The organism is Curtobacterium sp. MCSS17_011 (assembly GCF_003224275.1).
Lineage (GTDB): Bacteria > Actinomycetota > Actinomycetes > Actinomycetales > Microbacteriaceae > Curtobacterium.
In genome coordinates this window covers 22,557-43,964 of record NZ_QKLE01000025.1, presented here as the reverse complement: position 1 = coordinate 43,964, position 21,408 = coordinate 22,557, and the positions used below count along the sequence as shown (strand labels likewise).

Here is a 21,408-nt window from a genome sequence, read left to right as displayed (position 1 = left end):
CACGCGGTGTTGCGGGTTTCCGTATCCGCACCCGGGTGTCCGCAAGGGACCGCACCGCGCATTGACCCTCCCGCTGGCCACGGCGATGGTTGGACACGCGGGGGAGAGTACCCACTCACCCGCGGCAAGCAGGCGGCGTCGTACCCGCGTCCCGCTGCTCGACCGACGACGGTCACCGTCGTCGATGCGTCATCCGAGGACGCGCCGCTCGTCTCGACGAGCCACCACCCGACAGCAACCCTGACCCGACAGGACCGCGCCCATGCCCGCACGTACCGTTCGCCCTGCAGACCCGAGGGTCTCCGTCGTCATCCCGGCGCGGAACGAGGCCCGAAACCTCGAGATCATCCTGCCGAAGCTCCCGCCGGTGTACGAGGTGATCCTGGTCGACGGCAACTCCGTCGACGACACCATCGCGACCGCGCAGCGCGTGATGCCCGACATCCGCGTCGTGCACCAGACCCGCAAGGGCAAGGGCAACGCCCTCGCCTGCGGGTTCGAGGCCGTCACGGGCGACGTCGTCGTCATGTTCGACGCCGACTGCTCCGCCGACCCGGACGAGATCCCGCGCTTCGTGCAGGCGCTCGTCGAGGGCGCCGACGTCGCGAAGGGCACCCGCTACTCGCTCGGCGGCGGCAGCGACGACATCACGATCGTCCGGAACCTGGGCAACCGTGGCCTGAACATGCTCTGCAACATCATCCTCGGCACCCGCTACAGCGACCTCTGCTACGGCTACAACGCCTTCTGGGCGGACGTCCTGCCGGAGATCGGTCTGCTGTCCTCCGAGCTGCCGAAGCCGTCCGACGGCTCGATGCTGTGGGGCGACGGGTTCGAGATCGAGACCGTGCTCACCTGCCGCTGGTCGGCCGCCGAGCTCGCGATCACCGAGGTGCCGAGCCACGAGAAGCTCCGCGTGCACGGCTCCAGCAACCTGAACGCCGTGACCGACGGCATCCGGGTGCTGAAGTCGATCATGCACGAGCGTCGTCGCGCAGCGATCGGCCGCTCCGAGGTCCGCCGCGCCGCGATGAGCCTCGTGCCGCCGGCCGAGCAGCTCGCTGCCGTGCCGCATGCCGCCGCACCGCATGCTGCCCCGGCGGCACCGCACGCCCCGGTGCACGCGGCCGCCCCGGTCGGTGCCCCCGTCGCCGCCGTCGCCAGCCTCGAGGAGGAAGTCGCGTGACGACCGTCGCGGTCGTCATCTGCGCCTACACCCAGCAGCGCTGGGGCGACCTGCAGGACAGCGTCGAGTCGGCCAAGCGCCAGCCCGAGCGCCCCGAGGTCGTCGTCGTGATCGACCACGAGCCCGAGCTCCTCGCCCGTGCCACCGCGCGCTGGCCCGAACTGCGCGTCGTCCCGAACACCGAGGACCGCGGCCTGTCCGGCGCCCGCAACACGGGGGTCGCCCTCACCGACGCCGACGTCGTCGCGTTCCTGGACGACGACGCGACGGCCGACCCGGACTGGCTCGGCCACATGCTCACCGCCCTCGAGGACCCCGACGTCGTCGGTGTCGGCGGTCGGGCGACGCCGTCCTGGCCCACCGCCACCGGCGCCGGCCCGTACGCCGACGAGCTCCTCTGGATCGTCGGCTGCTCCTACCGCGGCCTGCCGGAGACCCCCGGCGACGTGCGCAACGTCATCGGGTCGAGCATGGCCTTCCGCCGTGACGCGATCATGCTCGCCGGCGGCTTCCGCTCCGGCATCGGCCGCGTCGGCAACCAGCCGCTCGGCTGCGAGGAGACCGAACTCTGCATCCGCATCGCCCAGGCCCGTCCGGGTGCGCGCATCCGCCACGAGCCGCGGTCGAACGTCTCGCACCGGGTCTCCCCGGACCGGGTGACGATGCGCTACCTGCGCCGCCGCAGCTACTACGAGGGCATCTCGAAGGCCGTGCTGAGCCGTCGGGTCGGCACGGGTGACTCGCTCGCCAGCGAGTCGACGTACCTGACGAAGGTCATCCCCGGAGCGGTGCTGCGCGAACTGCGCCACATCGGCCGCCACGGTGCCCTGCGCGCCTTCGCGATCGTGCTCTCCGTCGCCTCGACCGTCACCGGCTACGCCGTCGGTCGTGTCCTCGGCGGCGTCGTCGTCCGCACCCCGGCCCCCGCGCCGGTCGCGCAACCGGTGGGGACGCGGTGACCCGCGCGACCCTGGCGATGGTCCTCTCGCCGATCGTCAGCGGGCCGCTGTCGCCGACGTGGGACGGCGCCCTGTGGGTCGGCGAGGTCGACCGTGCCGACCTGCACGCGTCGAGCCACCGTGACGTGGTCGCACTCGAGGGCGCCGCAGGCTACCGCCGCGCCCGACTGCTCGTCCGCGACCACGGTGAACCGCTCGGCTTCGTCGAGGCGGTCATCACCGAACGCCGACGCATCGGCGGGACGATCGACATCCGCACCCTCCAGCGCGCGATCCGGCCGATGCCGGTGCCCGAGCGTCGGCCGGCAGCAGGTCTGGTGCTGCCGTCCGTCACCGTGGTGCTCTGCACGGACGGGGCCGCGGGCACGACCATGCGGTCGGTCCTCGCCAACGAGTACCCCGACTTCGACGTCGTCGTCGTCTCGCGCGGCGCCGACGACAGCGGCGCCGCGACGGTCGAGATCGGCGGACGGCGCGTCACCACGATCGCCGCGCCGGCCGGTGGCCTCGCCGCTGCGCGCAACGCGGGACTCCTCGCCGCGAGCGGCGACGTCGTCGCGTTCGTGTCCGAGGGCGCCGTCGTGGACGGTGACTGGATCGCCGCGCTCGCCGGTGCGTTCGCCGCCGACCCCGACGTCGCCTGCGTCACCGGGCTCGTCCCCAGCGCCGAACTGCGCACCCCGGCACAGCGCTGGCACGACGACCGCACCGCGGCCGGCCGGACCGTCCGCCGTCGGGTGTTCCGCCTCGACGACACCGACGACGCACCCCCGCACCACCCCTTCGCGGCCGCTGCCTACGGCACCGGCGACAACCTCGCCGTGCACCGCGCGACCGCCCTCCGGATCGGCGGGTTCGACACCGCCTTCGGGCCCGGCACCCGCGTCGGCGGCGGTGACGACCTCGACCTCTTCACACGACTGTTGTTCGCCGGATCCGCGATCGCCGTCGAACCGGCCGCGATCGCGTGGCAGCGATCGGCGGACGACGTCGCGTCGCTCCGCGCTGCCGCTGCCGCGCACGGCCACGGACTCGGAGCCTGGATGACCAAGAACGCCATCGACCGCGAGTCGCTCACCGCTTCGGTGGACGCTGCGCCCGAGGCGCTGAGCGCCTTCGCACGACTCGGCCTCGAGCAGGGTGGCCGTGCGACGGACATCGCCGGCGACGACTCGGACGACGGCCGCGTCCCCGACGCCGTCGACGCCGAGTTCGCCGCCACCCAGCGGCGACTGCGCGGGGTCGAGCAGCGCTCGGTCCTGACGGCGCCGTTCCTCGCGCTCGTCGAACGCTTGCGCGGCGGCGGCACGATCGACCGGAACGCCCGTGGCCGCCACGAGTTGCGGCACGGTCTGGCCTCGGCCGGCCCGGCCCGCCCGCTCGCGGCGGATGCGATGAGCCCCGTCACGCGCCTCACCGCAGCCGCGATCGTCGTCCTGGCGCTCCTCGTCGCCGGGGTCGCCGCGCTCGCCGGGCTGCCGGTGCTGCGGGGGAGCGCGATCGGCGTGTACCTGTTCGCGCTGCTCGGTGTCGCACCGCTCCTGCTCGTCCGTCCGATGCCGCTGGCCCGCTTCAGCGTCTTCGCGGTCACCGCGTCGCTCGTCGGCACGATCGGCATCGGCTACACGATGGCGACGTTCCAGCTCTGGAACCCCACGGCACCGTTCGTCGGGGTCGTCGTCATCACCGCGGTGGCCCTCGCCGTCGCCGTGCCGCGGGACGTCGCCGAGCTGCAGCGTGCCCGCCTCGAGCCGGTCGCCGACGGCGCCGCACGCCGCTGGACGACCACCCACGGCGTCACCGCGGGGTCCGTGGTCGGGCTGCTCGTCATCGTCATCGCCGCGCTCACGCACATCGGCGACCCCGTGCCGGACGGGCTGTTCGGTTCGCTCGGCCCCGGCCTGGTCATCGGACTGGCGATCGTCGTCGCCGCTGCCGTCGTCGCCCTGGTGCGCGGTCGCGGGCTCGCGGTCCCGGTCGTCGTGCTCGGTGGCTCGATCCAGCTCGCACAGGCCATCACCTACGGCATGCCCACCGTGATGGCCGCGGCCCGCCACATCGGCGTGGTCGAGTACATCCGCCGCTGGGGTTCGACGAACCCGGCCGCCGACATCTTCCAGACGTGGTCCGGCCTGTTCGCCGGCGGCGCCTGGGTGGCGGACGTCGGCGGGATCGACAACGCGATGACCATCGCCGCGTGGGTCCCCGTCCTGCTGGCCTTCAGCACGACCATCGCCGTCGGGGTCCTCGCCTCCAACTGGCTGTCGGGCAACCGACGCCCCTGGATCGCGGCGTTCCTGACCGCGATGACCGGTTCGCTCAACACGACGTACTTCTCGCCGCAGTCCGTGGGCATCCTGATGTCCCTGGTGATCCTCGTGCTCGCGGTCGGCCCGCTCCGCCGCTCCAAGGTGACCGCCGCCGACGGCGTCCGTTCGACGATCCTGCGCGCCCGCCGTGTCGGCCTGTCCCGGATCATCGCGATCACCCTGATCGGCGTCGTCCTGGTCGTCACCCACCAGATCTCGCCGTACCTGACGGTCGCCGCACTCGTGACGCTCATCGTGTTCCGGCTTCTCCGCCCCTGGTGGCTCCCCGTCGTGGTGCTTGTTCCGGCCATCGGCTTCGCCCTGCTCAACGACGACATCCTCGGGAGGTTCCTGTCCCTCGGGGCGGTCGGCAAGGTGCTCGACAACGTCCAGCCGCCGTCGCACGACATGACCGTCCTGCCGAAGCCGCTGGTCACCCGACTCGCGTTCGACATCCCCGCCGCGGCCCTCGTGGTCCTCGGGCTCGTCGCCGTGATCACGGTGCTCATGCGCCGCGATCGCCTGCACTGGGGCTTGCTCGCCACGGCCGCGAGCCCGATCTCGCTGCTCGTCGCGACGAACTACGGCCAGGAGGGCATCTTCCGCGTCGTCCTGTTCGCCACCCCGTGGATCGCGATCCTGGCAGCGGGGCTCCCGATGCCCAGCGGGCGTCTCGCCCCGGTCGGTCGGCTCGTCACCCGGGCGATGCGTCCCGCGGCCGTCCGGTTCGTGGTCGCCGCCGCCGCGGTCGCCGCGATGGTCGGCATCGGCGCCTTCGGGCAGACCGCACTCGACTGGAACCGTGTCCCGACCCGCAGCGAGTCGGCCGCGACGCAGTTCTACGACACGACCGCGCCGAAGGGCTCCATGATGCTGCTGACGGGTTCGGCGAACGCCGTCCCGAGCAACACCGGCGCACGCTACTTCGACGTCGGGGCCCTGTCCCGCGAGGCCCTCGGCGCCTACCCCGAGCCCCAGGGCTACGACGCCGATGCCGACATGTCCACGATGACCCGCCAGCTCGTCCTCGACTGGCCGGCCACGAAGTACTACGCACTGGTCGCCGAGCCGTTCGGCGCCTACGACGAGCGCTACGGGTACCAGAGCGACGCCGACTACCAGGAGCTCGCGGCCGCCATGGCCGATTCGCCCTACTGGAAGCGCGTCTTCGGCTCCGGCACCACCGCCGTCTACGAACTGACCCAGGAAGGGCTCGCACATGCCACGGACTGAGCACAGCACGGACCGGGCCTCCCGGCGGGCGTGGCGCTTCGGTGCCGCGTCCGCCGCGGCGGTGCTCGGACTCGTGGCCTTCATCGTCCCGGCGCTCACCGCGACGGGGGACGTGGCGCTCGCCGACACGACCGCCGACTGCAGCGCCGGCCGAGTGCTCACGATGGTGGCGCACGCGGACGACGACCTGCTGTTCTCCGGCACCGAGCTCCGTGCCGACATGGACGCGGGCAAGTGCGTCCGCTCCGTCGTCGTGACGGCCGGCGACGCCGGCAAGCCCGCCTGGTACTGGCAGTCCCGCGAGGACGGGCTGTTGGACTCGTACGCCCAGATCGCCGGCGTGGACCCGCAGTGGACCACCGGGCAGATCGTCCTGGCCGGGAAGACCCTGCGCACCGAGACCCTGGCGACGGACCCGAGGATCAGCCTGGTGTTCCTCGAGCTACCGGACGGGAACATCGACGGCTCGGGCTTCGCGGCCACCGACGACGAGAGCCTCGAGAAGCTCTACGAGGGCCACATCCCGACGATGCAGACCGTGGACGGGGCGTCCCACCCGACGTCGTACACGCTCGCGGCCCTGCGTGCGACCTTCTCCGGGCTCGTCACCGGGTACGCGCCCACCGAGATCCACACGCTCGACCACGCCGGCACGTACGGCGACGGCGACCACAGCGACCACCACACCGTCGCGTACCTCGCCGCCGCGGCCCAGGCCGGCTACACCGCGACCCACACCTTCACCGGGTACCTGGGGTACCCGATCGCGAACCGCCCGTCGAACCTCACCTCGGCGCAGACCGCGGCGAAGTCGGCCGCGTTCTTCGCCTACGCCGCACACGACTCCGAGACCTGCGGCTCGACGAGCGCCTGTGCGTCGCGTCCCGAGGGCTCCTGGTTGAGCCGCCAGTACACCGTCGGCTCGTCGGCGGAGCAACCCACGGACCCGGCCGACCCGCTGCCCGCCCGGGGCACCGACGTCACCGCCGGCGCGACCGTCACCGCGAGTGCCGAGAACCCGGCGGACGGACAGACCGCCGTCAAGGCCGTCGACGGCGTGGTGAGCGGCTACCCCGACGCCCCGACCGCCGAGTGGGCGGCTCCGTGGGGCGGCGTCGGCACCTGGATCCAGCTGGACTGGGCCGCCGCCACGACGCTGCACGAGATCGACCTCGCCGACCGTCCGAACAGCGACGACCAGGTCACCGGTGGCACGCTGACGTTCTCCGACGGCACGAGCGTCTCCGTCCCGTCGCTCGACAACGGCGCTGCCGTGCAACGCGTCACGTTCAGCGCCCGGCAGGTCAGCTGGGTGCGGTTCACCGTCGGCTCGGTGAGCAGCACGACCCGGAACGTCGGCCTGGCCGAGATCCGGGCCTTCCGACCGGCGGACACGACGCCGACGCCCACGCCGACGCCAACCCCGACGCCGACGCCAACGCCGACGCCGGCGCCGACGCCGACGCCCACCCCGTCGCAGTCGGACGTCACCGGGTCGGCCACGCCGACCGCCGCGTGGGACGACGCGTCCACCGGCCAGACCGTCGCCAAGGCGGTCGACGGCATCGTGTCCGGCTACCCCGACAACACGACCGCCGAGTGGGTCGCCCCCTGGGGGAAGACCGGGGTCTGGATCCAGCTCGACTGGGCCGACTCGCAGCGGCTCGGCCGGATCGTGCTGCACGACCGTCCGAACAGCGCCGACCAAGTCACCAGCGGCACGCTGACGTTCTCGGACGGCAGTCGGGTCGCGGTCGGCACCCTGCCGAACGGCGGCGACGCGCTGACGGTCGACTTCACCCCGCGCGCGGTCACCTGGGTGCGCTTCACGGTGACGGGCGTCTCGGGCAGCACGGGCAACGTCGGGCTCTCCGAGATCCGCACCTGGACCACCGGGTGACCGACACGGCGGACGACGGCCAGGAGGCCCGCCCCACCTGGTCGGAACACGTCGCGGACGACGCGGCGTCGGCCCACGGCGCCCCACCCGCACACGGTCGCGGCCAGTCCCGACACCGGCCGGCGCGTCACGCCGGCACCCGCCGGACCGCGTTCGCGGTCGGCGCCCTGCTCGTGGCCGGCGGCATCGTCGTCGGCACCACGACCGCGACCACCACGGCGAACGGTGACGACGTGACCCTCGACGACCCGAGCGGCGTCTCCATGCCGAGCTCCCAGCCCGCGGGCTGGACCCGGGTGTTCGGCGAGGACTTCGCCGACACCGCCACGAACACGACCTTCGAGTCGCGGTACTCGGACCGGTTCGTCGCGTACCACGGGTTCGCGGACACCGCGGGGACCGGGCGGTACCAGGCGTCCACCCTGTCGACCCACGACGGCGTGCTCGACGTGCGCCTGCGCACCACGGCCGCCGGGGTGCCACTCGCGGGCGGTGTCGTCCCGCTCGTCGACGGGCAGTGGGGCGGGCAGACCGCCGGCCGGTACAGCATCCGGCTGCGGAGCGACGAGGTCGACGGCTACGGCGTCGCGGTGCTGCTCTGGAGCGACGAGAACCTGTGGTCGGACGGTGAGATCGACTTCCCCGAGGGAGCGCTCGGTGCGCCGGCGTGGCTCAACGTGCACTGCCTGTCGGACCCCGCTGAGAAGTGCATCCACCACCAGACCGAGGCGTCGCTCAGGGACTGGCACACCTACACGATCGAGTGGACGGCGGAGCGGATGTCGTTCCTGGTCGACGACGAGGTCGTCGGCACCACGACGGAGAACATCCCGACGGCCCGGATGCACCTGGTGGTGCAGGCCGGCTCGAACGCGGGCAACCCGCCGGCCGACGCCGCGGGGTCGCTGCTCGTCGACTGGGTGACGATCGACGTGCCGACGCCCGGTGCCGAGCCGAGCGTCTCGCTGCCGGACGACACGGCGACGGCGACGCCGAACGGCTGAGCTGCGCCGGGGACCGCGTGTCCCGGGACGACCGAGCGGTGCCGACGTCCTCGTCGGCACCGCTCGGTCGTCGGACGGGTCGGCCGTCAGCGCCGCGCGTGCGCCTCGAGCGCCCGGAGCAGTGCCGACACGTGCCGGTCCCGGCCGTACCGGTCCCGCACCCACGCACGGCAGCGGTCCGCGAGCCCCGGTTCGGTCTCGGCCGCGCGCAGCGCCTCGAGGACCTTGGCGGCCAGCGCCGCGGTCTCGGTGGGGTCGACGGTGAACCGTGCCCATTCGTCGCTGAGGATCTCCGCGGTGCCCCCGGACGCCGCGGCTACGACGGGCCGGCCGGTGGACATCGCCTCGACGACGACCCGGCCGAAGCCCTCGGGCTCGATCGACGGCGCCACGACGACGTCGGCGGCGTGCAGCAGCGGGACGACGTCGTCGCGCTCGGTCACCACGACGACGGAGCCCGCGGGCAGCGCGGCGATCGCCCGGCGCACGCCGGGGGCATCCTGTGGGTACAGCGCACCGGCGAGGACGAGCACCGGGGCCGGGGCGGGCGGTGTGCCGTGTCCGACGAGGACGCGGGCCGACGTTTGGACGCGACCCCATGCCTCCAGGAGGGCCAGGACGCCCTTCGACCGCGTGAGCCGACCGTAGTAGAGCACCACGGGACGGTCCTGGTCGAGGCCGAGCGCGGCACGCGCGCGGTGCGTGCTCGTGGCGGTGGCCGCGGGGAACGCCGCGGTGTCGACGCCGTTCGGGACCACGTCGACCCGCTCCGGCGGCGCACCGACCGCGGTCCAGGCACGGGCCATCGCCGTCGACACCGCCAGGAAGCGCGTCCGGCCACCCGCGAACGGGCCGAGGCGACGGTAGTTCGGGGCGTGGTGCAGGTGCACGGCCAGGGGGACGCCGGACACGAACGACACGACGCGGCCCCACGGCAGGAACTCGGGGCGGTTCAGCCACAGGACGTCCGGGCGTGACCGGCGGAGGCGCAGGCCCTCACGGACGAAGCGGAACACGTCTGTCGGAGCGGTCCGGATGCCGAAACGGTAGTCGCGGGCGTGACGGAGGCGGACGCCGAGCCGGTCGAACACCGCGCGGCCCTCGTCGGGGGCGCCGTCCGGGCCGGCACGGTGCCACACCTCGACGTCGTGGCCGGCCGCGACGAGTTCGCCGACGTCCTCGACGACGCAGCGCTCGACACCGCCGGTGATGGCGAGTCCGTTGGTGGCGACGACGACACGCAGCGGGCGGGGGGTGGGACGGATCATGCGGAGCCTCCGCGGGCGAGTTTCAGGCGACGGAAGAACCAGGGCAGGCACGCGGCGACACCGACGATGCGCACGATGTTCCAGGCGAGGTCCTGCGGGGGCAGGAGCGAGGCTGCCGCGACGACCAGCGCGATCGCGATGGCCAGCAGCACGCGGCGCCGGGGTCCGCGCCACTCGCGGCGGTCCGGCAGCGCGGCCTGCTGCAGCGCGGCGAGGACGGCGTACGCGACCACGGTGGCGATGCCCGCGCCGACGATGCCCGTCAGCGGAACCAGCACGAGGTTCGCGGCGATGTTCACGACGCCGGCGATCGCACCGATGACCCCGACCGTCACCCCGCGTCGCTCGACCAGCAGGAGCCGACCGGTCGCGCCGCTCGCGACCACCGGGAACGCGGTCAGGGCGACCACGAAGACGACGAGGGTGAGGGACTCGACCCGGTACGACGCCGGCGCCAGGATCGGCAGCGCCACCGGTGACACGAGGGTCACCGCGACGAGCACAGGGGCGAGCAGCATGTAGAGCTCGTCACGGGCGTGCATCGCGAGCCGGCGGCGGGCCACGGCGTCGCGGAGGGCGGCGAAGTGCGGTGCCCAGGCCTGGTTCGTGAAGGTCAGCAGCAGGATGACCGCGGATCCGACGACGTACGCGATCTGGTAGCGAGCGACCTCGTCGGCACCGAGCAGGCGCTGCACGACGAGCCGGTCACCGGCGTTCAGGACGAAGTACGACAGGCTGCCGAGCGCGATCGGGACACCGAGCTTGAACGCCCGGAGCGTGGTGCGGTGGTCGAACAGGCCGCGGAACCGCGGCTTCGTGGCGACGATCCCGATGACCATCGCGGCACCCTGCGCCACGACCCCGCCCCACGCGTACGTGGTGGCGTCGGCGTGCACGGCGGCGAGCAGCCCGAGGCCGATGATCGACCCGCCGACGGACGACAGCAGGCTCGTCACGGCGAACACGCGGATGCGGTCCTGGGCGACGAGCAGTGCGAGGGACAGCTGGACGATCGCGGCGGGTCCGGTCCAGAGCACGGCCACCAGCAGCAGCGGGTGCTGGTCGACGAAGCCCGCGGCGTCGCCCCAGAGCGGGATCGACACGAGGGCGAAGACCGTCACGGTGACCGCCGTGACCATGCCGACGAACATCAGCCCGCGGGCACGCCGGTCGTCGCCGTCCTCGGCACGCTGCAGCACCGACGCCTGGTCGATGCCGCAGACGGCCACGACCACGAGGGCCTGGTACAGCGCGATCGCCGACGCCAGCACGCCGAACTCGGCCGGCGGCATCAGGTGTGCGAGCACGGGGGAGATCAGCGAGCTCACGACGAGCTGCATCGACCAGACCACCACGTAGAGCAGCCCACGGCCGAACAGCACCGACGAGCCTCGTGCGACGGCGACCGAGTCGGTGTCGGTGGACAGCGCACCGGGGGCCGCCGGCTGCACGGGGGCTTCTGGTGCCTCTGCGGCCTCGAGTGCCTGTGGTGCTGCGTCGGCGATCGACGCGTCGAGTGCGGCGAGTGCTGCAGCCTCGGCGGCCCGGGCCTCGCGTCGGGTCTGGTGGACGGTCACTGCGCCACCGCCACCGTCTCGTCGTCGGCGGACGCCCGGAGCCCGAAGGTGGCGTCGATCACGTCGAGCAGGTCCGTGCTCCTGGACGTCGAGAACTTCCGGCCGAACACGTACGGGGTCGACTGGTCGGCCGACGTGCGACGCTCCAGCAGCCGGCCTGCGTCCTCGATGCCGAGCCACGGCGGGCTCTTCTGCTTCGTGCCGTCCCACCCGATCCACCAGAGCGGCTGCGCCACTTGGGTGTCCGCGAAGTCCGGGGTGAACGCCGGGGTCAGCAGGACCGACGGCACGAAGGTCTCGTCGCCGATCCACACCCGCTCCCAGAACGACACCAGGTCGGGGCGCTGGTCCACGACGTCGACGACACCCTGCGCGTGGTGCCGCGCCAGGACCTTGAGCTGTGAGCCGCCGCCGAACACGACGTCACGCGGCACCCGGCGGGGGATCGGCAGGCGCAGCATGTGCTTCCGCCACGCCCAGTGCCGGAACCGAACGCGCGACCGCCCACCGTCGCGACCCCACGCGGGGTGCGGTAGCGCCCTTGCCTCGACGAACGACCGGCCGGGGTTGGCCGTCATGAGCGCCGAGATCTCGTCGGCATCGGCCAACGGGTAGTCGCTGCCGGTCAGCACGGCGACGTGGGCGGCGTCGGTCTCGGCCAGGGCGGCACGGTAGCCGGCGACCTCGGCAGCGACGTTCTCCCACTTTGCCCACCCGGTGCGCATCCGTGGCAGCACCCGCACCCGTTCGGGCAGGCCGGCGGTCATCGCCTCGAACGTCTCGTCGTCGGTGCTCGCGTCGCAGTGCAGGAACACCGGGAACGGGTCGAGCGCCGTCACGAGCCGGCGGACGTGCGTCGGGTCCTCGTGAGCGAGGACGATGCACGCGAGCGGCGTGGGAGTGATGGCCATGTCCGCGACGCTAAGCGGGCCCGCCAACACCGACAAGGGCGGCCAGGACCACCTGCGGGGGAACGGCGGTTTCCCGCAGGTGCCCCCCGTTCACGGGGTGGACGGGGTCAGCGTGCGCGGCGGAATTTCGGGCAGTCGCAGAGCGCGCAGTCCGTGCCCGGACGGTAGTGCTCGTGCGCCGCCTGCTGGTGCCCGCAGGTGCCGCACAGGGCGTCGTCCGCGTCGACGCGGACCATGACGAGGTCGTCGTCGCCGGCGGGCTCCACCAAGCGCAGCACCGGGCGCGGACGCCTGGTCAGCCCGAGCCGGTCCATCGTGCGGGCCAGCGGCATGCGTCCTCCTCGTGTCCGGCGGGGACCGGGATCGCACCGGCGTTTCGACGGCGTCTCCCGCGAGTCTAGTGGCGGCAAACCGCAGCCTCCCCGCATCCTCCGAGCATCGCGGTTGACCCCCTGTCGACGCGCACGGAGCATTGCCACGTCCACCCGACCAGACCGGCCCGACGGGACGAGCATGACCGACACCACCACCACCACCGCGGAACGAGCCCTCACGCTCGACCCTGCGATGCCCTCGCCCGACGCCCCCACCTGGGGCGGAGCGGCCTGGGTCGGCGCCGTCGATCGGTCCGCGGCGCTCGCCGCCGACTCCGTCCACCTGGCCGGCGCCGACGGCTTCCGCCGCGCCCGCCTCATGGTGCGCGACGGCCTCGACGTCGCCGGGTTCGTCGACGTGGGCGTCGACGAACGCGGGGCGGTGGACCCGGCTGAGCTGGGACCGGCCCTGCGTCGGTTGCCGGCCCCGGGCCTCCCGGTCGACGCCCCCGCTGACGGCGCACGCGTCTCCGTCGTCATCGGCACCCGCGAGCGCCCCGTGGCGCTCGCCCGCGCCGTGCGCTCCGTCCTCGACTCCGCGTACGACGACTTCGAGCTGTTCGTCGTCGACAACGCGCCCGTCACCCGCGGCACCCGCGACGTCGTGGCCGCCATCGACGACCCGCGTGTGCACTACGTCCTCGAGGCACGTGCCGGCGTCTCCCGGGCCCGCAACGCCGGGCTCGCCCGCGCCAGCGGCGGCGTCGTCGCGTTCATCGACGACGACGTCGTCGTCGACCGCCACTGGATGGCCGCCATCGCCGCCGCCTACGAGCGCGATGCCGACGTCTGGTGCGTCACCGGACTCGTCCCCAGCGGCGAGCTCCGCACCCCCACGCAGCGCTTCTTCGACGAGCGGGTGACCTGGGCTCGGAACCTCGAGCGTCGGGTGTACCGCACGTCCGCCCCGCCCGTCGACGAGCCCCTGTTCCCCTTCACCGTCGGCGCGTTCGGCACGGGCGCGAACATGTCGGTGCGCCGCGACGCCGTCCGGCAGCTCGGTGGCTTCGACATCGCCCTCGGCCCCGGCACCCGCGCCCGAGCCGGTGAGGACCCCGACCTGTTCACCCGCGTCCTGCTCGCCGGTGGGGCGCTCGCCGTGGAACCCTCGGCCGTCGTCTGGCACGAGCACCGCAAGGACCGTGCCGCGTTGCGCTCGCAGGCGATCGGCTACGGCACCGGGCTCGGCGCCTGGGTGACGAAGCTCGTGCTGCGACCCTCCACGGCGTTCGCGGTGCTGCGGCGTGCGGCAGGCGCGCTCCGGCGGCTCGGCGCGCTCGGGCAGGGTGCCGACGAGCGCCCCGTCGATGCGAGCGGCGGGTGGCCCGTCGACGCCGAGTTCACCGAGGCGACGCGCGGGCTCAAGCGCGCCGAGCTGACTGCCGCGCTGGGCGGGCCATGGCGGTACGTGGCCGGGCGGCTGACCGCGCGCTGAGGTGCGGGCGCCGGTCCGCTGGCTCCGGCACGCCGGCACCGGCTTTGCGACAGAGCACGCGTCGATCGACGCGTGCTCTGTCGCGTTCCGCGTGCGCGGCAGAACGGACGGGAGGCCCGTGGCGACACTGCCACGGGCCTCCCGTCCGTCCTGGGTCCCGGCTACGGCCGGAAGCGGCCCGCCTCGACGTCGCGCCAGCGGCGTCGGCTGCGGAACCAGGCGGCCGGGCCGGCGGGGAAGCCGCGCAGCTCGTGGTACGCCAGGGTCTTCGGGATGCGCGTGGTCGAGGCGTCGTTGGTGACCTCGGTCGCGGCGTCCCGGCGTCCGGCGAGTCGGGAGAGCATCTGCTTCGACTTGACCTTCGCGGCGAGGGGCATCAGGCGGGCCAGGACGGCCACGTGGCGCTTGTCCTTGGCGGCGAGCGCGAACATCAGCGCGGTGAACCCGACGCCGTTGCCGTGCAGCTGCTTGTGCAGGTCCTCGATGGTCTGGCGGTGCCGGTGGTGCACGACCGCGCGGGGCTCGAAGCCGATCTTCCCGCCGCGCCAGAGCGTCTCGATGAACATCGCCAAGTCCTCGCCACCACGGGCGGGGGAGCCGGCGCCGAGGGTGTGGTCGAAGCCGCCGACGGCCTCGATCAGGGTGCGACGGTAGGCCATGTTCGCGCCGGCGCCGTACGCGCCGATGCCGTAGACGGCGAAGTGCTTGAGGACCTCACCGGACGGGGTGACCGCCGAGACGCGGGCGTGCCGCATGGTGCCCTGCACGTCGTCCGGGACGATCGTCACGGGCGAGAAGGTGCGCTCGGCGCTGAACCCGCCGTAGTACGCCTCGTACCAGATCTGCGCGGGGGTGGTGAGCTCGCTCGGCAGGATCACGCCGGTGACTGCGTCCAGGCCGGGCTCGCTGACGAACCGGGACCCGATGGCGCGCAGCCACTGCGGGTCGACGCGGACGTCGTCGTCGGTGAAGGCGATGACGTCGCCGGTCGCGGCGGCGACACCGGCGTTCCGTCCGGCGGACAGACCGGGGCGGCGTTCCTCGACGAGGCGGACGTTCCGCCCGACGAGCATCGCGGGCAGGGCGTCGCCGGCGGGGACGCGGACGCGGTTGTCGACGAGGATGACCTCGTGCCGCGGGTAGTCGAGGTGCTCGAGGACGTCGAGCAGCTTGCCGAGGTCCTCGACGCGGTCGACGATGGTGGACACGACGACCGAGACGGTCGGCAGGTCGTCGTCGGACACCGCGGGGACGTCGGCCAGGACGGTCTCCTGCAGCGCCTCGAGGGCGCGGGCCGCGTCGGCGGGGTCGTCGGTGAGCAGCACGTCGAGGGTGCCGGTGGGGTGGCCGCCGCGGTAGCCGATCACCATGGCGGACTCGCCGGTCTCGTCGGCGACGAGCCGGGGGAGCGGGGCGTCGAGGTCGACGCCGATCACCCGGCGTGGTGCGGGCACGGTGGCGGCGGTGGAGGGGTTGGCCATGTGCAGGACGCTACGGCGGGCCAGACCTGCGGACAACGGACCGGACCCGCAGTGGCGGGGTTCGTGCGGGGTTCCGCAGTGCGGCGCGTGTGCCCCGGACGAGGGTGAGCGCTCACCCAGGAAGCCACGGGAACCTCATGGGTCACGCTCAGGTCACGGAAGCGATGCAACCGGTTGCGCTCCTGCTGGACCGGGCGTAGCTTCCTCCTCCAGCAGGCAGTGTCGCCTGCTCCAGGGCAGTGGTGTCGTCACCCGACCGACCCGTCCTGGTGATCTCAACGAGGAGACAACGCTGTGAAGACAACACGCGCCAGGGTGCGGTTCGCGTCCGTTGCGGGGGTCGCCGTCATCGGGCTCGTGCTCACCGGCTGCTCGAGCGGCAGTTCGGCGGACGACGACGCCAAGAGCGGCCAGGGCAGCCGCGGACCGATCACCTACGTGCAGGGCAAGGACAACTCGAACGTCGTCCGCCCGCTGATCGCGAAGTGGAACAAGGCCCACCCGGACGAGAAGGTCACCTTCAAGGAACAGTCCGACCAGGCCGACCAGCAGCACGACGACCTCGTGCAGCACTTCCAGGCGAAGGACGAGAACTACGACGTCGTCGACGTGGACGTCGTCTGGACCGCCGAGTTCGCCGCGAAGAAGTGGCTCACCCCGCTCACCGGTGACATGGAGCTCGACACCTCGAAGCTCCTGCCGTCGACGGTGAAGACCGCCACCTACAACGACACCCTCTACGCGGCACCGCAGACCTCCGACGGCGCACTGCTCTACTACCGCAAGGACCTCGTCAAGACGCCTCCCACCACGTGGAAGGAGATGATGGACGACTGCAAGATCGCGAAGGACGCCGGCATCGGCTGCTACGCGGGACAGTTCGCGAAGTACGAGGGACTCACCGTCAACGCCTCCGAGGCGATCAACGGCTCCGGTGGTTCGGTGCTCAGCAGCGACGGTGCGCCCGACGTCGACACCGACAAGGCGAAGGCCGGCCTGCAGAACCTGGTGGACGCGTTCGAGGACGGGAACATCCCGGCCGAGGCGATCACCTACCAGGAGGAGCAGGGACGCACCGCGTTCGAGGACGGCAAGCTCCTGTTCCTGCGCAACTGGCCGTACGTCTACAGCCTCGCCAAGACCGACGGCTCGTCGAAGGTCAAGGACACCTTCGGCATCGCGCCGATCCCCGGTGCCGACGGCGTTGGCGCCTCCACGCTCGGTGGGCACAACGCGGCGATCAGCGTGTACTCGAAGCACAAGGCCACGGCGCACGACTTCCTCGAGTTCCTGACCTCGGACGAGACGCAGAAGTTCTTCGCGACGCAGGGCTCGCTCGCCCCGGTCGTCGGTGACCTGTACACCGACCCCGAGCTGACGAAGGAGCTGCCCTACCTGCCGACGCTGCTGAAGTCGATCGAGTCGGCCGAGCCGCGCCCGGTCACGCCGTTCTACCCAGCGGTGACGAAGGCGATCCAGGACAACACCTACGCGGCGCTCAAGGGATCGAAGTCGGTCGACGAAGCCGTGAAGGACATGCAGGACGCCCTCACGGCCGCGACCAGCAGCGGGAGCTAGCGGCCGCACCGCGGCTTCCGCCGCGACTTCCGGACTGGAGGCCCGTGGCGGGTCCGCCACGGGCCTCCAGTCCGTTCCCACCTGTGTTCCGACACCCCCGGCAAGGAGGCCGACACGTGTCAGCAGCAACCGAGATCCCCGCAGCCATCCCGAACCCGACCGGGCTCGAACCGAAGCGCCAGCGGCGCAAGGGCGGGCTCAACGCCGAGCACGGCCGCTGGGCCGTGTACCTCATCGGCCCGACGATCGCGCTCCTGGCGGTCGTCATCGGGTACCCCGTGGTCAGCGCGGTCATCCAGTCGTTCCAGCTCGACCAGGGACTCGACAAGGCGACCGGCCTGTTCGTCGAGGGCGGCTTCGCCGGGGTCACGAACTACGTGCACTGGGTCGGCCAGCGGTGCGGCGAGGTCACCTGCCCACCCGGCAGCCTCGGCTCGCAGTTCTGGGTGTCGATGGGCAACACGTTCTTCTTCACCGTCGTCACCGTGCTCGCCGAGACGGTGATCGGCGTGTGGATGGCCATCATCATGAACCGCAACTTCAAGGGACGCGCCCTCGTCCGGGCCGCGATCCTGGTGCCGTGGGCGATCCCGACGGCAGTCACCGCGAAGCTCTGGTACTTCATCTTCGACGCTAACGGCGTGCTGAACCAGGTGATCGGCCACCAGATCCTCTGGACCAGCGGCGAGTGGGCGTCCCGGTGGGCGGTCATCATCGCCGACACCTGGAAGACCACGCCGTTCATGGCACTGCTCATCCTGGCCGGGCTCCAGCTGATCCCGGAGGAGGTCTACGAAGCCGGCAAGATGGACGGCGCCTCGACCTTCCAGCGGTTCGTGCTCATCACCCTGCCGCTCATCAAGCCCGCGCTCATGGTCGCGATCCTGTTCCGCGTGCTCGACGCGCTGCGCATGTACGACCTGCCCGCGATCCTGACCGGCGGCGGCGGTGGTTCCGGCAACGCCACCACGACACTGTCGATCCTGGTCGTCGAACAGATCCGGCAGGGCTTCAACTCCGCGTCGGCGCTGTCGACACTCACCTTCCTGGTGATCTTCGTCGTCGCGTTCCTGTTCGTGCGGTTCCTCGGCGCCAACGTCGTGCAGACGCAGGCCGCCCAGCAGAAGGGTGAACTCAAGTGACGCTCGCAGCAGACCGTCCGCGGTCCGGGGCTCTGCGCCGGGACCGCGCCGTGGACCACACCGAGGTGCGCGTGCGCCGGGACACCGGGCCGCGGATCCGCACCGCCCTGCAGGCCGTCGTCATCGCCGTCTGGTGCCTCCTGCCGTTCTACTGGATGGTGGTCACGAGCTTCCGCGACGTCGGCTTCACGTTCGACGCCACCCCGTGGCCGACGCACGTGACGCTCGACAACTACGCGACGGCGTTCTCCACCTCGCTCGGCAACCACCTCGGACGGGCGCTCGCCAACAGCCTGCTCATCGGTGGTGTCGTGACGATCATCGCCCTGCTCGTCGGCACCACGGCCGCGTACGCGCTCGCCCGGCTCGAGTTCCGCGGCAAGTCGCTCATCGCCGGTGCGATCCTGGCCGCGTCGATGTTCCCCGGCGTCGCCCTCATCTCGCCGCTGTTCCAGCTGTTCACCGACATCGGGTGGATGGGGTCGTACCAGGCGCTCATCCTGCCGAGCATCTCGTTCGTGCTGCCGCTGACCGTGTACACGCTCGCGTCGTTCTTCCGCGAGATGCCGTGGGACCTGGAAGAAGCAGCCCGCATCGACGGGTGCACCCGGGTGCAGGCGTTCCGGCGGATCATCCTGCCGCTCGCGGCGCCCGCGGTGTTCACCACGGCGATCCTGGCGTTCATCTCGAGCTGGAACGAGTACCTCATCTCGTCGCAGCTCTCGAGCGACGCGACGCAGCCGGTGACCGTGGCGATCGCCTCGTTCGCCGGGTCGCAGCCGCACCAGGAGCCCTACACGGCCGTGATGGCCGCCGGCACGATCGTCACGATCCCGCTCGTCGTCCTCGTGCTGGTCTTCCAGCGGCGCATCGTGGCGGGGCTCACCGCCGGCGGCGTGAAGGGCTGACGACCATGGCCCAGCGCGGACCCACCCGTCCCACCGCCCACATCGAGGAGTCCATCGGCTTCGTCGGCATGTTCGGCGTGCTGTTCCTCGGCGTCACGGTGTTCTGCGAGCTCACCGGGCGACCGGCGCTCGGCTGGGCGCTCACCCTGCTCGTGTGCGTGCTCGGTGTCGTGGCGCTCGACCGGTGGCGGGTGGCGGTGCTCCGTCGCACCACCCCGACGGACGGCACCGGGGGAGTGCCCGTGGCGCCGGTGCGGCCGGCCGCTGCCGCCCCGTCCACGAACGAGCGCGGCCACCGGCACGTCGGCTGGGACGAACTCGCCCCCGGTGGACGCCGGCCGGAGCAGGCGGCCCGACCGACGCCCGCGCCAGCGCGGACCGGCCCCGTCGGTGACGTGACGCGGCCGTCGGACGGCTGACGGGCCTCCCGGCATGCCCATGGGCATCCAGGAGATCGCGACCGTCACGGGGTTGTCGAAGTCCACGGTGTCACGGGCGCTCCGCGGCATGTCGAGCGTGGCCGACACCACGATCGAGCAGGTGCAGCGGGTCGCCGACGAGCTCGGCTACGTGCCGAGCTCGGCGGCGGCCGGGCTCGCCACCGGGCGACAACGCGCCGTCGGGGTGGTGGTTCCCGTCATCGACCGCTGGTTCTACGTCAAGGCGCTCGGCGGTGTCGACGCGGAGCTCCGCCAGGCCGGGTACGACCTGGTCCTCTACAACCTCGGCGGTCCGGGCGGCGACCGCGATCGAGCGTTCCGACGCTCGATGCTGCGGCACCGGGTCGACGGCCTCGTGCTGCTCTCCCTGGTGCTCGACGCCACCGAACGCGCCGAACTCGAACTCAGCCGGCACCCCATGGTCGTCATCGGCGGCCCGGCGCCGGGCCTCCGGAACGTCGGCGTCGACGACCGCGAGGTCACCCGGATCGCGGTCGAGCACCTGCACGGCCTCGGCCACCGGCGCATCGCCTACATCGGCGGGCAGGACGAGGCCGGCATGAACGTCGCCGTGCCGCACCTACGGCGGGACGGATTCCTCGACGCGATGCGGTCAGCGGGGGCCGCGGTGCCGGAACGGTGGTCCCTGGACGGCCGGTTCTCGTTCGCGGGCGGGACCGCTGCCGGGGCCGTGCTGTTCGCCGAGCCGGCGTCGGAACGACCGACGGCGGTGCTCTGCGCCTCGGACGAGATGGCCCTCGGTGTCCTGCTGGCCGCACGCCGAGCCGGCCTCGGGGTACCGGACGACGTGTCCGTGATGGGGATCGACGGACACGAGTACGGGGCGACCGTCGGACTCACCACCGTCGCGCAGGACCCGGTGGCACAGGGGCGGATCGCTGCGCGGGCGGTGCTCGCCGAGGTGGACGGCGGCGTGGCCGGCCCCATCGCGGCGGCACCCGTGCACCTGGTCGTCCGAGTGACCACGGGGCCCTGCCCGGAGAGCTCCGCGTAGGGTCGCCCGCATGGAGGTCACGAAACTCGAACACGCCTGCCAGATCATCGCCGAGGGGGACGCCCGCGTGGTCCTCGACCCGGGGAACTTCACCCGGCCGGTCGACGCGACCGGGGTGGTCGCCGTCGTCGTCACGCACGAGCACCCGGACCACGTCACCCCCGAGCAGGTCCGACGCATCCTCGACGCGAACCCCGACGCCGTCGTCATCGGGCCGGAGGGCGTCCGCGCGGCGCTCGCCGAGGCGGACATCACCGTCGACGTCGTCACGGACGGGGACCACCGGACGGTCGGCCCCTTCGACCTCGACTTCCACGGCACACGGCACCAGCTCATCCACTCGTCCGTGCCGATCGTCGACAACACCGGCGTGCTCGTGAACGGGCGGCTGTTCCACCCGGGCGACTCCTACACGGACCCGGGCGTCCGGGTCGAGGTCCTCGCGGCACCCGTCGGGGCGCCGTGGCTCAAGGTCGCAGAGATGATGGACTACGTCGCCGCGATCGCGCCGTCCCGGGCGTACCCGATCCACGAGGCGACGCTGTCCGAGGTCGGCCTCGGCATGCACACGGGTCGGCTCCGCGAGGCCGTCGAGCCCACCGGGTCGCTCGTCGTGCTGCGCCCGGGGGAGTCACTGACGCTCTAGGGCTGCGCTGCGCGGCCTGGAGGCCCGTGGCGGCCCCGCCAC

General features: G+C 72.5%; 17 protein-coding genes. 12 read left to right on the top strand and 5 right to left on the bottom strand.

From position 1 onward, the window contains the following. Positions 1–262: 262 nt before the first annotated feature. From DEJ17_RS14305 to DEJ17_RS14285, 5 genes are read left to right on the top strand one after another with little or no spacing between them, the layout of a single operon-like run. On the top strand, positions 263–1,186 hold the full coding sequence (locus tag DEJ17_RS14305) for a glycosyltransferase family 2 protein (RefSeq protein WP_110894867.1): 924 nt from the start codon (positions 263–265) through the stop codon (positions 1,184–1,186). Further along, positions 1,183–2,145 carry a glycosyltransferase family 2 protein gene (locus tag DEJ17_RS14300; RefSeq protein WP_110894866.1) on the top strand — a complete coding sequence of 321 codons (963 nt, stop codon included), beginning with the start codon at positions 1,183–1,185 and terminating at the stop codon, positions 2,143–2,145. The genes DEJ17_RS14305 and DEJ17_RS14300 overlap by 4 nt, the downstream gene beginning before the upstream one ends. Continuing rightward, entirely contained in the window at positions 2,142–5,687 is a 3,546-nt protein-coding gene (locus DEJ17_RS14295) for a glycosyltransferase family 2 protein (RefSeq protein ID WP_110894865.1), read from the top strand. The genes DEJ17_RS14300 and DEJ17_RS14295 overlap by 4 nt, the downstream gene beginning before the upstream one ends. Beyond that, positions 5,674–7,587 (top strand): PIG-L family deacetylase, encoded by a 1,914-nt coding sequence (locus tag DEJ17_RS14290; RefSeq protein WP_110894864.1) that lies wholly within the window; start codon positions 5,674–5,676, stop codon positions 7,585–7,587. The genes DEJ17_RS14295 and DEJ17_RS14290 overlap by 14 nt, the downstream gene beginning before the upstream one ends. Continuing rightward, positions 7,584–8,591 (top strand): glycoside hydrolase family 16 protein, encoded by a 1,008-nt coding sequence (locus DEJ17_RS14285; RefSeq protein WP_110894863.1) that lies wholly within the window; start codon positions 7,584–7,586, stop codon positions 8,589–8,591. Before DEJ17_RS14290 ends, DEJ17_RS14285 begins: the two co-directional genes overlap by 4 nt. A gap of 86 nt (positions 8,592–8,677) precedes the next feature. Here DEJ17_RS14285 and DEJ17_RS14280 read toward each other — a convergent pair whose 3' ends face one another. The 4 genes from DEJ17_RS14280 to DEJ17_RS17855 all read right to left on the bottom strand — a co-directional run bounded on the left by DEJ17_RS14280 (position 8,678) and on the right by DEJ17_RS17855 (position 12,679). Further along, on the bottom strand, positions 8,678–9,859 hold the full coding sequence (locus DEJ17_RS14280; protein WP_110894862.1) for a glycosyltransferase family 4 protein: 1,182 nt from the start codon (positions 9,857–9,859) through the stop codon (positions 8,678–8,680). Next, positions 9,856–11,436 carry a lipopolysaccharide biosynthesis protein gene (locus DEJ17_RS14275; RefSeq protein WP_110894861.1) on the bottom strand — a complete coding sequence of 527 codons (1,581 nt, stop codon included), beginning with the start codon at positions 11,434–11,436 and terminating at the stop codon, positions 9,856–9,858. Before DEJ17_RS14275 ends, DEJ17_RS14280 begins: the two co-directional genes overlap by 4 nt. Then, positions 11,433–12,347, bottom strand: coding sequence for a beta-1,6-N-acetylglucosaminyltransferase (locus DEJ17_RS14270; RefSeq protein ID WP_110894860.1), 915 nt, complete (start codon positions 12,345–12,347; stop codon positions 11,433–11,435). The genes DEJ17_RS14275 and DEJ17_RS14270 overlap by 4 nt, the downstream gene beginning before the upstream one ends. A 107-nt stretch (positions 12,348–12,454) precedes the next feature. Continuing rightward, positions 12,455–12,679, bottom strand: a complete 225-nt coding sequence (locus tag DEJ17_RS17855; RefSeq protein WP_110894859.1) for a hypothetical protein — start codon at positions 12,677–12,679, stop codon at positions 12,455–12,457. A 181-nt stretch (positions 12,680–12,860) separates the two neighbouring features. On the opposite strand from DEJ17_RS17855, the gene DEJ17_RS14260 reads away from it, so the two are divergent. Continuing rightward, positions 12,861–14,156 carry a glycosyltransferase family 2 protein gene (locus tag DEJ17_RS14260; RefSeq protein ID WP_181421216.1) on the top strand — a complete coding sequence of 432 codons (1,296 nt, stop codon included), beginning with the start codon at positions 12,861–12,863 and terminating at the stop codon, positions 14,154–14,156. 161 nt (positions 14,157–14,317) lie between these two features. Here the strand turns inward: DEJ17_RS14260 and DEJ17_RS14255 are convergent, their stop codons facing one another. After that, the gene (locus DEJ17_RS14255) at positions 14,318–15,637 is read right to left on the bottom strand and encodes a glycosyltransferase (protein ID WP_110894857.1); all 1,320 of its coding nucleotides are present in this window, start codon (positions 15,635–15,637) and stop codon (positions 14,318–14,320) included. Between the two features lie 294 nt (positions 15,638–15,931). On the opposite strand from DEJ17_RS14255, the gene DEJ17_RS14250 reads away from it, so the two are divergent. The 6 genes from DEJ17_RS14250 (at position 15,932) to DEJ17_RS14225 (ending at position 21,366) form a co-directional block, all read left to right on the top strand. Then, the gene (locus DEJ17_RS14250) at positions 15,932–17,215 is read left to right on the top strand and encodes an ABC transporter substrate-binding protein (protein WP_110894856.1); all 1,284 of its coding nucleotides are present in this window, start codon (positions 15,932–15,934) and stop codon (positions 17,213–17,215) included. 116 nt (positions 17,216–17,331) lie between these two features. Beyond that, positions 17,332–18,357: a carbohydrate ABC transporter permease gene (locus DEJ17_RS14245; RefSeq protein ID WP_110894855.1), complete on the top strand. Its 1,026-nt coding sequence runs from the start codon at positions 17,332–17,334 to the stop codon at positions 18,355–18,357. A 50-nt stretch (positions 18,358–18,407) separates the two neighbouring features. Beyond that, positions 18,408–19,265: a carbohydrate ABC transporter permease gene (locus DEJ17_RS14240; protein WP_110894854.1), complete on the top strand. Its 858-nt coding sequence runs from the start codon at positions 18,408–18,410 to the stop codon at positions 19,263–19,265. A 5-nt stretch (positions 19,266–19,270) separates the two neighbouring features. Next, entirely contained in the window at positions 19,271–19,684 is a 414-nt protein-coding gene (locus tag DEJ17_RS14235) for a hypothetical protein (protein ID WP_110894853.1), read from the top strand. 13 nt (positions 19,685–19,697) lie between these two features. Continuing rightward, entirely contained in the window at positions 19,698–20,720 is a 1,023-nt protein-coding gene (locus DEJ17_RS14230) for a LacI family DNA-binding transcriptional regulator (protein WP_110894852.1), read from the top strand. Positions 20,721–20,730: 10 nt separating this feature from the next. After that, complete coding sequence (locus tag DEJ17_RS14225; protein WP_110894851.1) at positions 20,731–21,366, top strand: MBL fold metallo-hydrolase; 636 nt, start codon at positions 20,731–20,733, stop codon at positions 21,364–21,366. Positions 21,367–21,408 lie beyond the last annotated feature (42 nt).

What these genes read in the sequence shown, in the direction of transcription:
- DEJ17_RS14305 (WP_110894867.1), top strand. Translation starts at nt 263, where the DNA reads ATGCCCGCACGTACCGTTCGCCCTGCAGACCCGAGGGTCTCCGTCGTC.
- DEJ17_RS14290 (WP_110894864.1), top strand. Translation starts at nt 5,674, where the DNA reads ATGCCACGGACTGAGCACAGCACGGACCGGGCCTCCCGGCGGGCGTGG.
- DEJ17_RS14280 (WP_110894862.1), bottom strand. Translation starts at nt 9,859, where the DNA reads ATGATCCGTCCCACCCCCCGCCCGCTGCGTGTCGTCGTCGCCACCAAC.
- DEJ17_RS14270 (WP_110894860.1), bottom strand. Translation starts at nt 12,347, where the DNA reads ATGGCCATCACTCCCACGCCGCTCGCGTGCATCGTCCTCGCTCACGAG.
- DEJ17_RS17855 (WP_110894859.1), bottom strand. Translation starts at nt 12,679, where the DNA reads ATGCCGCTGGCCCGCACGATGGACCGGCTCGGGCTGACCAGGCGTCCG.
- DEJ17_RS14260 (WP_181421216.1), top strand. Translation starts at nt 12,861, where the DNA reads ATGACCGACACCACCACCACCACCGCGGAACGAGCCCTCACGCTCGAC.
- DEJ17_RS14255 (WP_110894857.1), bottom strand. Translation starts at nt 15,637, where the DNA reads ATGGCCAACCCCTCCACCGCCGCCACCGTGCCCGCACCACGCCGGGTG.
- DEJ17_RS14235 (WP_110894853.1), top strand. Translation starts at nt 19,271, where the DNA reads ATGGCCCAGCGCGGACCCACCCGTCCCACCGCCCACATCGAGGAGTCC.
- DEJ17_RS14230 (WP_110894852.1), top strand. Translation starts at nt 19,698, where the DNA reads ATGCCCATGGGCATCCAGGAGATCGCGACCGTCACGGGGTTGTCGAAG.
- DEJ17_RS14225 (WP_110894851.1), top strand. Translation starts at nt 20,731, where the DNA reads ATGGAGGTCACGAAACTCGAACACGCCTGCCAGATCATCGCCGAGGGG.